General features: G+C 57.2%; 11 protein-coding genes and 1 tRNA gene. 9 read left to right on the top strand and 3 right to left on the bottom strand.

Annotated features, from left to right (window positions below):
• The 3 genes from MYY08_RS00470 to MYY08_RS00465 all read left to right on the top strand — a co-directional run.
• Positions 1–258: hypothetical protein (locus MYY08_RS00470; RefSeq protein ID WP_288012498.1), on the top strand; the 258-nt coding region annotated here is incomplete at its 5' end.
• Between the two features lie 101 nt (positions 259–359).
• Positions 360–518 carry an RNase A-like domain-containing protein gene (locus tag MYY08_RS19155; protein ID WP_162287239.1) on the top strand — a complete coding sequence of 53 codons (159 nt, stop codon included), beginning with the start codon at positions 360–362 and terminating at the stop codon, positions 516–518.
• The gene (locus MYY08_RS00465) at positions 515–832 is read left to right on the top strand and encodes a contact-dependent growth inhibition system immunity protein (protein WP_190295999.1); all 318 of its coding nucleotides are present in this window, start codon (positions 515–517) and stop codon (positions 830–832) included. Before MYY08_RS19155 ends, MYY08_RS00465 begins: the two co-directional genes overlap by 4 nt.
• A gap of 168 nt (positions 833–1,000) precedes the next feature.
• Here MYY08_RS00465 and MYY08_RS00460 read toward each other — a convergent pair whose 3' ends face one another.
• Complete coding sequence (locus tag MYY08_RS00460) at positions 1,001–3,325, bottom strand: FdhF/YdeP family oxidoreductase (RefSeq protein WP_190295998.1); 2,325 nt, start codon at positions 3,323–3,325, stop codon at positions 1,001–1,003.
• Positions 3,326–3,522: 197 nt separating this feature from the next.
• Here MYY08_RS00460 and MYY08_RS00455 point away from each other — a divergent pair, with 197 nt between their 5' ends.
• The 5 genes from MYY08_RS00455 (at position 3,523) to MYY08_RS00435 (ending at position 8,192) form a co-directional block, all read left to right on the top strand.
• Positions 3,523–3,750, top strand: a complete 228-nt coding sequence (locus tag MYY08_RS00455) for a YgdI/YgdR family lipoprotein (protein WP_038625317.1) — start codon at positions 3,523–3,525, stop codon at positions 3,748–3,750.
• Between the two features lie 283 nt (positions 3,751–4,033).
• Positions 4,034–5,203 (top strand): serine-type D-Ala-D-Ala carboxypeptidase DacD, encoded by a 1,170-nt coding sequence (dacD, locus tag MYY08_RS00450; protein WP_288012496.1) that lies wholly within the window; start codon positions 4,034–4,036, stop codon positions 5,201–5,203.
• A 151-nt stretch (positions 5,204–5,354) separates the two neighbouring features.
• Positions 5,355–6,383, top strand: coding sequence for a MerR family transcriptional regulator (locus tag MYY08_RS00445; protein ID WP_288012494.1), 1,029 nt, complete (start codon positions 5,355–5,357; stop codon positions 6,381–6,383).
• 258 nt (positions 6,384–6,641) lie between these two features.
• Positions 6,642–7,700, top strand: a complete 1,059-nt coding sequence (locus MYY08_RS00440; protein WP_038625321.1) for an FUSC family protein — start codon at positions 6,642–6,644, stop codon at positions 7,698–7,700.
• 159 nt (positions 7,701–7,859) lie between these two features.
• Entirely contained in the window at positions 7,860–8,192 is a 333-nt protein-coding gene (locus MYY08_RS00435; RefSeq protein WP_038629950.1) for a DUF496 family protein, read from the top strand.
• 188 nt (positions 8,193–8,380) lie between these two features.
• Here MYY08_RS00435 and MYY08_RS00430 read toward each other — a convergent pair.
• A tRNA-Asn gene (locus tag MYY08_RS00430) sits at positions 8,381–8,456 on the bottom strand.
• 187 nt (positions 8,457–8,643) lie between these two features.
• On the opposite strand from MYY08_RS00430, the gene MYY08_RS00425 reads away from it, so the two are divergent.
• Complete coding sequence (locus MYY08_RS00425) at positions 8,644–10,476, top strand: DNA/RNA non-specific endonuclease (protein WP_288012492.1); 1,833 nt, start codon at positions 8,644–8,646, stop codon at positions 10,474–10,476.
• A gap of 51 nt (positions 10,477–10,527) precedes the next feature.
• Here MYY08_RS00425 and MYY08_RS00420 read toward each other — a convergent pair whose 3' ends face one another.
• Complete coding sequence (locus MYY08_RS00420; RefSeq protein WP_038625323.1) at positions 10,528–11,175, bottom strand: TetR/AcrR family transcriptional regulator; 648 nt, start codon at positions 11,173–11,175, stop codon at positions 10,528–10,530.
• Positions 11,176–11,472 lie beyond the last annotated feature (297 nt).

Here is an 11,472-nt window from a genome sequence, read left to right as displayed (position 1 = left end):
CGTTACATGCGGGCTTTTTTTATAACAACATTACAGTTGTCCTCGCGCGCACGCGCGTTTTGTCCCCGCACATTGGTCAGGATTCCGACCGCGCATCTGTTGCAGATTCAAAATCTCACAACAGCAGGAGATGCGAGAATGACACGACCAAAGAAGCAAGTTGAGATCCCCGGCCAGCCGGCCGCCGTGGACGTCGCACAACAGCCCCCCGCGCCAGAACCCACGATACAGACTGACGCCGCGCAGCTGATCATTTGAAATTTGCAGCAGGCTGAAAAGATTATCATCGCCGCACTGCGGGCTAACCGCTTTAAAATTATTCACTGAGCTAATACTCAGCGCGGTAGAGAGGTCCTGGCATGGTAATAATCTGGAATGCGGGAACAAAAACAGGTTATGGATTCAGGCAGGGCAGTAAAATTAAATGGCCTGCCACACATGTTCGGGTCGTGTTAGTCTGCAAAGAATACCGGGGCCTGCCATATTACATTGTTACAGCATACCCGGAACTATTATGAACAGATTACAAAAATGGCGGCTACGCCGTAAGTATTCATCTCTGGGTAGTATGATTCGTGTTTTTTTCTCACCACAGGATTGTGACGCTTTCAGTGAAGCAATTGAAGAAATCATGCAGAGCTATCAGTATTATTTCCATTACAAAGAAGCGCAGCAAATCCTGAAAATGCAAATAAGTGAAATGCTTGAAACGGTAGATGATGCAGATTTAGGTTATCGCATGTCACTGATAACGGAAGGTGAGTTTAAACCCGAACTGTGGGGTGAAACGTGGCGCAGTTTCCTGCTGCGTGTCCTGGCCGCGCTGGGCTGATGGCGAATCCTGCTTCCTCTTAAACCGCCCTTATCTGCGAGAAACTGTACCTTTCAGGCGCGTCCTTCGGACAATAAAAACGGCCATCTTTCGATGGCCGTTGCGCTATCTTAACCAGCAGTCAAGCGGCCTCAGCTGGCCCGACAGCGCCGGTTTACTCTATTTCCATCAGCGGCGCGCGCCGGAGGTTTCCGCTGGCTCCAGGCACGGCTCCATCTCGATCGGAATGCTTTTGTAAGCGGGAATGCCGCTCTGCGTGTCGTGGCTGTCCAGCGGCACCATCACGTTCGCTTCCGGATAGTAGGCCGCCACCGAACCCTGGGCCATATCCAGCACCACAATCGTCAGGTTATCCATACGGCGCGAAGTACGTTTGCCTTCGGGATCGAGAGCGATAATATTCACCTTATCGCCGACCCGCAGCTGACGCTTTTCCGCCTCGTCCGCGTTGATAAATAACACGTCGCGTCGCCCGGTCACGCCGCGGTAGCGGTCGTTCAGGCCGTAAAGCGTGGTGTTGTACTGATCGTGGCTGCGCAGTGTCGTCAGCACCAAATCGTGACACTTCAGCGAACGGGGATCTTCGTTCACCCCTTCCATCACCATAAACTGCGCGCGGCCGGAGGGGGTATTCCACTCGCGATGGGCCGCCGCATTACGTAGTTTGAAGCCGCCCGGCTGTTGTATGCGGCGGTTAAAATCTTTAAACGCCGGGAAAACGGCCTCTATTGCCGCGCGAATAAAGCTGTAATCGCCGATCATTCTGTCCCAGTTCACTTTTGTGTTGGGCAGCGTCGCCTTCGCCAGCCCGGCTACGATCGCCGGTTCCGATTTCAGGTGCGGTGATGCGGGCTTCAACATGCCGCGCGAGGCGTGCACCATCGACATCGAATCCTCTACCGTAATGCTCTGTTCGCCAGAGGCCTGCACATCCTGTTCGGTACGGCCCAGCACCGGCAGAATATAGTTATGCTTGCCAAGCAGCAGATGCGAGCGGTTCAGCTTGGTAGCCATATGCACCACCAGATCGAGCTTGCGCATCGCCTCAAAGGTGACCTGCGGATCGGAAATCGCTTCCGCCAGGTTGCCGCCGAGACAGAGCAGCGCCTTCGCCTTGCCGTCGCGCATCGCCTGAATCGCAGCGACCGCGCCATGTCCATGCTCCTGCGGCGGCTTAAAACCAAAAACGTTTTCGATGCTGTCGAGCAGCTCCTGCGACGGGATCTCAGTAATGCCGACGGTACGGTCGCCCTGCACGTTAGAGTGGCCGCGCAACGGACAGATGCCCGCGCCTTGCTTGCCGATATTGCCGCGCATCAGCAGCAGGTTGGCGATCTGCTGCACGTTCTGGGTGCCGTACTGATGCTGGGTAATGCCCATGCCGTAGCAGATAATGGTTTTTTCCGATTTGGCGTAGAGACGGGCGATATTCAATATCTCCTCATAGTCCATGCCGGAAACCTTCAGAATATGCTGCCAGTCGGTGCCATCAAGATCCTGTTTCAGCGCCTCAAAGCCTTCCGTATGTTCGGCGATAAAGGCTTCGTCAATCACGCCAGGCTCGCCGGCTTTCAGGGCGCGATCGTGCATCGCCAGTAGCGCCTTCATTACGCCTTTCAGCATGGCGGCGTCGCCGCCGACGCGCACTTTGTAATAGGTGGAGGCGAGGGTGGTAGAGCCGAGCGATAGCATCTCAATCGGGCTTTGCGGCGACGTAAATCGCTCCAGACCGCGCTCGCGCAGCGGGTTGATCGCCACAATGGTGGCGCCGCGCTTAGAAACTTCGCGCAGCGTGCCGAGCATACGCGGGTGGTTCGTACCGGGGTTATGGCCGATGCACAGCACCAGATCGCAATGGTCGAAATCTTCGAGATCGACGGTGCCTTTGCCGACGCCGATTGACTGCGGCAACCCGACGCTGGTCGGCTCATGACACATATTCGAGCAGTCGGGAAAGTTGTTGGTGCCATATTCGCGGGCGAACAGCTGGTAAAGAAACGCCGCCTCGTTAGAGGCGCGACCGGAAGTATAAAACTCCACGCTGTTGGGATCGTCGTAGCTTTGCAGCCTCTCGCCAATCTCGCGGAAGGCGGTCTCCCAGTCGATCGGTTGGTAGGTGTCGCTGGCCGCATCATATTTCATCGGATGCGTCAGGCGACCTTCGCCTTCCAGCTCAAAGGCGTTACGGCGCCACAGCTCGCTGACGGGATGCGCGGCGAAAAATTCCGGCGTGGTGCGTTTACTGGTGGCTTCCCAGGAAACCGCCTTGGCGCCGTTTTCGCAAAATTCAAAAGAGGAGGCGTGACGCGGATCGGGCCAGGCGCAGCCGGGACAGTCAAAGCCCTGCGGCTGGTTAACTTTAAACAGCGCAATAACGTCCTGCTTTACCGACATCTGACCGCGCAACGCATCGGCAACGGCTTTCAGCGCGCCCCAGCCGCCAGCCGATCCGCCATAAGGGGCAATACCAATTGTACGATTCTGATGTTTCATAACTCTCTGCATTCTGTTGATGTCCTGTTACTAAAGCGTAGGACACGCAGACAGCTTCATGTTAGAGCCGTGAGGAAAAACGGATCTAATTGCTTTCGAAATATTACAGAAAGGGCGGGCGGCGCGACGGGAAGATAAATTGCGTAATGATTAAACTGTGCTAAACATTAAAGAGTCTATCTGAACAGGAGGTTATGATGAAAAAGAGCGCGTTATTAGCATTTATGTTTGCCGCGGCCCTGCCACTGGCGGGATGCTCCAGCAGTAACTACACCATCCATACTAACGATGGCCGCACTATCGTCAGCGATGGCAAACCGAAAGAAGACAATGCTACCGGTTTGATTAAGTATAAAGATGCCAACGGCAACGAGCAGCAGATTAACCGTGCCGACGTGAAATCAATGACGGAAATCCCGCACTGATTTTTGCTGACACCTTATCTGCTAAAGCCACCTCCGGGTGGCTTTTTTTATGGCGGCGCGCGGCACATTTCCTGCCGCGCGCCTTTATTCCGCGCGAGCCGCATGAAGGTCGGTAATCATTATTGCCGCCCGACCTGCCGCATAGCGGCGAAATGGCGATAAAAGCAGCAGATAATCCGGCGGTAAATTCATAATTTCTTGCAATTAATTCAGCAAAAACGCCGCTTAATCCCGTAAAACAACGCCCTTATCAAATTTCACGTTTATGACTGAGGGTGTTCCGTTGAAAAGGCGTCAGCTTGTAAGTTTTACTGGTTTATTATTTTTAGCATTACAGACCCATGCTGATGAAGCAGCCATCTCTTTTCCGCTGACGCCGCCGCAGGTTGACGCCGCTTCATGGGTATTGATGGACGCTACCACCGGCCAGGTACTGACTGAAGGCAATGCGGACGAAGAACGTAATCCCGCCAGCCTGACCAAGCTGATGACCGGCTACGTGGTCGATCGCGCAATCGATCATCATCGCATCAGCCGCGACGATATGGTCACCATCGGACAGGATGCCTGGGGCGCAGGCAATCCGGTCTTCAAAGGTTCGTCGCTCATGTTCCTTAAACCGGGCGAAAAAGTGTCGGTGCGCGATCTCAGCCGCGGCGTGATTATCGATTCCGGTAACGACGCCTGCGTGGCGCTGGCCGACTATGTGGCTGGCAGTCAGGACGCCTTCGTTAAAATGATGAATGAGTACGCGGCGAAGCTGGGGCTGACGCATACTCATTTTGAAACCGTGCACGGTCTGGATGCGCCGGGCCAGCACACTACCGCGCGCGATCTGGCGGTGCTGTCGCGCGCCATTATCAGCGGCGAGCCCGACTTCTATCAGATGTACAGCGAAAAATCGCTTACCTGGAACGGCATTACCCAGCAAAACCGCAACGGCCTGCTGTGGGACAAAAATCTGCACGTTGACGGTCTGAAAACCGGCCATACCGAAAGCGCCGGCTTTAACCTGATCGCCTCCAGCCTCGACGGCCGTCACCGCCTGATTGCGGTGATTATGGGCGGTAAAAGCCCGAAAGGACGTGAAGAACAGGCGCGGAAACTGCTGATCTGGGGCAACAACAACTTCGACACCGTGCAGCTGTTCCATGCGGGCAAGCCGCTGGGCAAAGAGAGCGTCTGGTACGGCAACCCGCATCAGGTAGAGGTCGGCACGACCGAGGACATCTGGCTGTCGGTGCCGCGCAGCGCAATGCAGAGCATCAAGGCGAAATATGTGATCGACCGTAAAGATCTTGAGGCGCCGCTGAAGCAGGGCGAAAAAGTGGGCTCCATACAGGTGGTCGATAAAGATAAGGTGCTGGCCAGCTACCCGCTGATGACGCTAAACAAGGTGGACGAGGGCGGCATCGTCACCAAAATCGGCGACTATCTGAAGCAGAAGTTTTAACGTCACCCCGGAGGCGCGCCCTGCGCCTCCGCTACCTCTCGCTATCTCTTTTCCAGCATCTCTTTTCCGCTAACCGTTTTTTTAGCACGAGACTTGACCCTTACGCCGCGTTAGCCTTTAGCCTTAGTCATCGTTGAGCAAGGAGAGAGTCATGTTATTGAAAGCAGGCGAGCTGGCCCGCAGAACCGGCGTTACGGTACGCGCGCTGCATTATTACCACAGCATTGGACTGCTGGTGCCTTCGACCCGCAGCGAGGCGGGCTACCGGCTTTATAACCGCCATGATATCCGACGCCTGCATCAGATCCTGGCGCTGAAGCGTCTTGGCGTGCCGCTGGCGGAAATTGGCGCGCTGCTGAACGATAACACGCTCTCGTTACCACAGATCCTGACTCAGCAAATCACGGCTCTCGATCGTCAGCTGGCGCAAATGCAGCAGCTGCGTCAGCGACTCGGTCAGCTGCATCAGCAGCTGAGTCAGGGCGGCGAACCGGAGCTGACGGACTGGCTAACCACATTAGAGATGATGACGATGTACGATAACTACTTCAGCGCAGAAGAACTGAAACAGCTGCCGTTTTACCAGGCCAATCCCGAACGCGAGGCGGAATGGCAACAGATGGTGCAGGCATTGCTGACGTTGCAGGATGACGGCGTTGCCCCGGAATCGGCGCAGGCGCAGCAGTTGGCGCGGCGCTGGATGCGCACGCTGGAGCGCGATACGGCGCATAACCCGGCCTTTTTACAGCGGCTGACCACCATGCATCTGGCGGAACCGGCGATGCAGCAACAAACGGGCATCACGCCGTCGATGCTGGAATACATCACGCGCGCTTTTGCGGAGAGCAAGCTGAGCATTTTCCAGCGCTATCTGGAGCCGCACGAGTACGCCTTTGTGCGGGCGCACTATTTTGATCGTATGCAGGAGTGGCCTGCGCTGGTGGCGCAGCTGAATGACGCCATGACACGCGGCGTACCGCCGGATGCGGCGGAAGCGCGGGCGCTGGGCGCGCACTGGCTGGCGCTATTTCGCTCTTACGCCAGCGACGATCCGGCGATGCAGGCAAAAATTCGTCAGGCGATGCAGCAGGAGCCGCAGCTCATGGAGGGCACCTGGCTGACGCCGACGCTGTTAGGCTATCTGCAAGCGGCGGTGACCGCCAGTTTGACCGCAGGCTAACCTGAATTGCGCGCCCGTTTGTTTCGCGGCGGGCGCGCGTTAACCTTCAACGCATTCTTGCGCATCTCCCTGGCAATAGCGGCCTGCATCATGGCAGGCGAACGCAGCTGAAAGTTAATGTTTTTATTGTGTTGATTTGTTTTTTCAGAATAGTTAAATAAAGCCGGAAAACGATAAAATAGAGACGAAAGCCTCATCTCGCACGCCGCTTCAGGTTATCATGGCGCCCTTGTTATTCAGGGAAACCGGAGAGTAGCGTTGCGTCCTGATAAGCCGCTTTCAGCCATCGAGTTCAGCATCTATCGTCATTATCGCATTGTCCACGGCGTGCGCATCGCGCTGGGTTTTGTGCTGACCTTTCTGCTGGTGCGTCTGTGCGATATTCCTGAAGGCAGCTGGCCGCTGATTACCCTGGTTGTGGTGATGGGGCCGATCTCCTCCTGGGGCAACGTTTTTCCGCGTGCGCTACAACGCATCGGCGGCACCGTTTTCGGCTCGATTTCCGGGCTGATCGCCCTGAAGCTGGAGCTGATTTCACTGCCGCTCATGCTGGCCTGGTGTACGCTGGTGATGTTTATCTGCGGCTATCTGACGCTTGGCAAGCGCCCCTATATGGCGCTGCTGATCGGTATTACGCTGGCGGTGGTATGCGGCGCGCCGGCGGGGGATATGAACACCGCGCTGTGGCGCGGCGGGGATGTGATCCTCGGTTCGCTGCTGGCATTGCTGTTTACCAGCATCTGGCCGCAAAAAGCCTATATCCACTGGCGCATCCAACTCTCCGACTCTCTCTCGTCGCTGGCGAAGATTTACCATGCCGGCTTTTCGCCGAACCTGGTGGAAAAGCCGCGTCTCGATAAGCCGCTGCGCCGCCTGCTGACCGACGTGGTGCGCATGCGCGCGCTGCTGGAGCCTGCCAGCAAAGAGACGCGCATTCCCAAATCGGTGCTGGAGGGCATCCAGACCACCAATCGCAATATCCTCTGCACGCTGGAGCTGCAAATCAACGCCTGGTGGTCGTCGCGCGCCAGCCATCTGATTCTGCTGAATGCATCCGCCCTGCGTCGCACGCAGCAGATGACGGAGAATACCTTTAAGGCGCTCGCGGAAATGTTGATCAATGGCAACACCGATCGCGTGGCGGCCAATCATCATGAGCTGGCGGAAATCACGCGCGAGCTGCGTCAGCTGATGGCCGAAAATAACAGCGATCGGCTGGTGGAGACGCCGATTCACGGCTATGTCTGGCTTAGCCTGGAGCTGGCGAAGCAGCTGGAGCGTTTGTCCGATCTGATTCGGCTGGCGATGCGCAAATAACCGTTCGGCAATAACCTGCTGTGGCTGCGCCTCATTTCGCGCTAAAATGTGTCACAGTCCGAATTTGAATGTGAAAATTGCCATCGGCCGCGGCGAAACGCTAAGCTGAAGGCTACGACAATACCGCCTGTTCAGGCAGGCCTAATGAAAGGTGTCAACATGGAAAATGCAAAGCAATCATTTCAGGACGTGCTGGAGTTCGTGCGGATGTATCGCCGTAAAAACAAGCTGCAGCGCGAAATTCACGATGTTGAGAAGAAAATTCGTGACAACCAGAAACGTGTGCTGCTGCTGGATAACCTGAGTGAGTACATTAAGCCGGGCATGAGTGTTGAAGCGATTCAGGAAATTATCGCCAGCATGCGCAGCGACTATGAAGACCGTGTGGATGAATACATCATCAAAAATGCCGACCTCTCTAAAGAGCGTCGCGAGCTGTCGAAAAAGCTGAAAGCCATGGGCGAACACAAAGTGCCTGGCCAGAACCAGTAATCCGTTGCGGTTGGCTATGCTGCCGATCGACTATCACCGGGCCGCGTTTGCGGCCCGGTTTCGTTTCAGCCTCTGAACGTCAACGCCGTCTCGCTGCGATGAAAGATCAATAGCGGGGGAGAGCAAGGCAGCGCGGGAAAGGCAGAAAGCAAAAAGGCAGATGCCTGAGCATCTGCCTTTTCTGAATTTGGCTCCTCTGACTGGACTCGAACCAGTGACATACGGATTAACAGTCCGCCGTTCTACCGACTGAACTACAGAGGAATCGTGTGAACGGGGCGCATAATATCGAGGGCGATGAAGGTTGTCAAAGCCTGTTTCGCAAAAAAACACTGACTGCTGAACTTTTCAGCAACCCACGCGGCGGATGCTGAAAGAACCATCGTGTCGGCAGGCGTAAAGCTGACTATGGTTATGGGAGGCGGTCAACAGCGAGGCGAAAGGGAAGATGATGAGTGAGGTGGAAAATCTGGTGCGGCAGCGGCTGACGCTGACCGTGGCGCAGCGTAAGCAGAGCGTACAGGCGATCGCCGCAGGCCGGGCGGATGAGGCGGAGCCGGACAGCCGACGCGCGCAGCGTTACGCCTTTCAGCGTCTGGCGCAGCAGACGGCGATTATCGGTCCGCAGGCCGACTTCCTGCCGACCCATTTCCTGCAAACAGGTATGCAGCGCGCCAGGGCGGTTGGGCTGGTGCGTGAGGATGGCGTGCCGAAAGGCACCGGCTTTTTAATTGGCGGCGGGCTACTGCTTACCTGTTTTCACGTTCTGCCGGATCGCCAGCGCGCCGCTGGCTACAGCGTGGAGTTTGGCTACTGGCAAAATGCGCAGGGCGAGGCGCCCGCCACGACGCTTTACACGCTGGATGCCGACAGCTTCTGGCTGAGCAGCCCGCTGGAGGCGCTGGACTGCACGCTGGTGGCGCTGGGGGAGAGGCGCTCTGGCGACGCCGATCTGACGGATTTAGGGCTGATTGCCCTCAGCGATCGCGCCGATAAACACCGACTGGGCATGGCGGTAAATATCATTCAGCATCCCGGCGGCGCGCCGCAGCAGGTGGCGCTGCGCGATAACTTTCTGCTGGCGCGCGGCGCGGCGGAGAGCGAGGCGGCCAACGTGCTGCACTACACGGCGGATACCGACGGAGGCTCTTCCGGCGCGCCGGTTTTCAATGACGAATGGCAGCTGGTGGCGCTGCATCACGGCGCAGCGGAGGATGAGAGCGGCACGCCGGTGAATGAAGGCATTCGCGTCAGCGCGCTGGTTGACTGGCTGAAAGGCGAAGCGATAAGCCTGGACGCCACGGCGCGGCAGCGGCTGATCGCCGCGCTGCGCGGCGAGCCGCTCGCAACGCTGACGGTTGCGGCGCGGGCGGCGCCGGACGCTAATTATGCTAACCGCAACGGCTATCAGGCCGATTTCATCGGCGGCCATGCGGTATCGCTGGCGCAAATTGTCGCGCCGCGCGCGGCGGAAATTGCGCCGCTGCGTTCAGGCGCCACCGGCACGGAAGCGATCCTGGATTACCAGCATTTTTCGCTGGCGATTTGCGCTGAGCGGCGTATCGCTTTTCTCACCGCCACCAATATCGACGGCGCGCGCTATATTAATATCAACCGCGACAGCGGCCAGCCGTCGCTGCTGCCGGAAGGAGACAGCTGGTATGAAGACAGCCGCATGGAGAGCCGCTACTATCTGGTGCAGTCCTTTTATCGCGAATTCAGCCGCTGGTTCGATCGCGGCCACCTGACGCGCCGTAGCGATCCTACCTGGGGCACGCCGCAAGAGGCGATTCGCGCCAACAAGGACACCTTTCACTTCACCAACTGTTCGCCGCAGCATTTCCGCTTTAACCAGAGCCTGCAATACTGGCAGGGCGTGGAACGCTATATTCTGGAATATGGCGTGCTGCAAACGAAAAAGCAGATCACGGTGCTGACCGGGCCGGTGCTGAACGATGCGTGGCGGCAGTATGGCGACGTCAAGGTGCCGCTGATGTACTGGAAAGTGGTGCTGCGTCTGGGGCCGGACGGATCGCCGCAGGCAACGGCGCTGCTGGTCAGTCAGGCCAACCTGCTGGATGAGACGCGGCGGGTGATCCCGCGGACGGAGGCGGACGCGGCCCCGCAGGTAGACGAGTATCGCGTCACCGTCAGTGGGCTGGAAAGCCTGACGGGACTCGACTTTTCCGCCTTCCGCGCCTGGGACAGCTGGCAACCGGCGCCGTCGCTGCGCGCCGATCCGCTGCCGGCGGCGCTGATCCTCTCCTGGCGCGACCTGCTGTAAATGTTGCCTGGCGGCGCGGCGTTGCCCGCGTCCGTCAGGTATGCTTCGGTTTCAGCGTGGCGCGTCGCTGCGGCGCAGATAGCGCAGAGTGGCGGTCACTGCCAGCTGACGATTGCGTTTGATGCTCTCCGCCTCGCTGTTATCGGGACTGAACAGGGCGTTAAAGGTGTAGCGGTTTGAGACGTGGTGAACGCAAATGCTGCTGATCAAACGATGCACGTCGATAGTATTCACATCCTGATAAAACAGGCCCGCCGCTTGTCCGCGCGTCAGAATATCGTCCAGCACGTCCAGCGCGCTGCGGTTAAGTTCCTTAATGCGCGACGACTGGCTGATATAGCGTCCGCGCAGCAGGTTTTCGCTGCATACCAGCCGCATAAAATCGGCGTGCGTGGCGTGATAATCGAAACTCTCCTCCACCAGCCGCGTCATCGCCTCTTCCGGCGGCATCGCTTTGAGGTTAAGCCCGGTTTCATGCTGGCGGATCTGCTGGTAAACCTGCTCCAGCACCGCAATATAGAGGTTCTCTTTATTGCCGAAGTGATAAACCACCATCCGCTTGGTGGTTTGCGCATTCAGCGCGATCTGCTCCAGCCGCGCGCCCTGCATGCCATATTCGGCGAAGGCCTTCAGCGCGCCCTCGATAATCCGTTTTTTCAGCCCTTCGGGATCGTTTTTACGTTTTGCTTGCTCAGCCATTGGGAGCGCAATTCCTGTTAATTAAAACCGCTGGCAGAGTAGCCTGTTGCCTGGGCAAAGACAACGCAGACGGGAGGGAAAAGGCCGTGCGTCAGCTGAGAAAAGCTAACTTTTTAACGATTAGCCTGCCGCCGCGTCTGCGCTGCCGCGAAAACAGATTGAAGATTACCTGGATAGTGTTCAGGCGCAGCGCGCGTTACATTCTGTCAACCAGCGATGACTGGTCTTAATTTGCTGCATTTTTTTAGCAGGGCCTCACACTTTGCTGACAGGATTTCAGACCGCAGAAGGGGAGGG

The sequence above is a fragment of the Mixta sp. genome, assembly GCF_024610815.1.
In the GTDB taxonomy this organism is placed as follows: domain Bacteria; phylum Pseudomonadota; class Gammaproteobacteria; order Enterobacterales; family Enterobacteriaceae; genus Mixta; species Mixta calida.
The sequence above is the reverse complement of the archived record's forward strand: the minus strand, read 5'-3'. Positions and strand labels throughout refer to the sequence as shown.

Bases quoted from the DNA above. Each gene is read 5' to 3' on its own strand.
- MYY08_RS19155 (WP_162287239.1), top strand. From the start codon at position 360: ATGGTAATAATCTGGAATGCGGGAACAAAAACAGGTTATGGATTCAGG.
- MYY08_RS00465 (WP_190295999.1), top strand. From the start codon at position 515: ATGAACAGATTACAAAAATGGCGGCTACGCCGTAAGTATTCATCTCTG.
- MYY08_RS00460 (WP_190295998.1), bottom strand. From the start codon at position 3,325: ATGAAACATCAGAATCGTACAATTGGTATTGCCCCTTATGGCGGATCG.
- MYY08_RS00455 (WP_038625317.1), top strand. From the start codon at position 3,523: ATGAAAAAGAGCGCGTTATTAGCATTTATGTTTGCCGCGGCCCTGCCA.
- MYY08_RS00445 (WP_288012494.1), top strand. From the start codon at position 5,355: ATGTTATTGAAAGCAGGCGAGCTGGCCCGCAGAACCGGCGTTACGGTA.
- MYY08_RS00435 (WP_038629950.1), top strand. From the start codon at position 7,860: ATGGAAAATGCAAAGCAATCATTTCAGGACGTGCTGGAGTTCGTGCGG.
- MYY08_RS00425 (WP_288012492.1), top strand. From the start codon at position 8,644: ATGAGTGAGGTGGAAAATCTGGTGCGGCAGCGGCTGACGCTGACCGTG.
- MYY08_RS00420 (WP_038625323.1), bottom strand. From the start codon at position 11,175: ATGGCTGAGCAAGCAAAACGTAAAAACGATCCCGAAGGGCTGAAAAAA.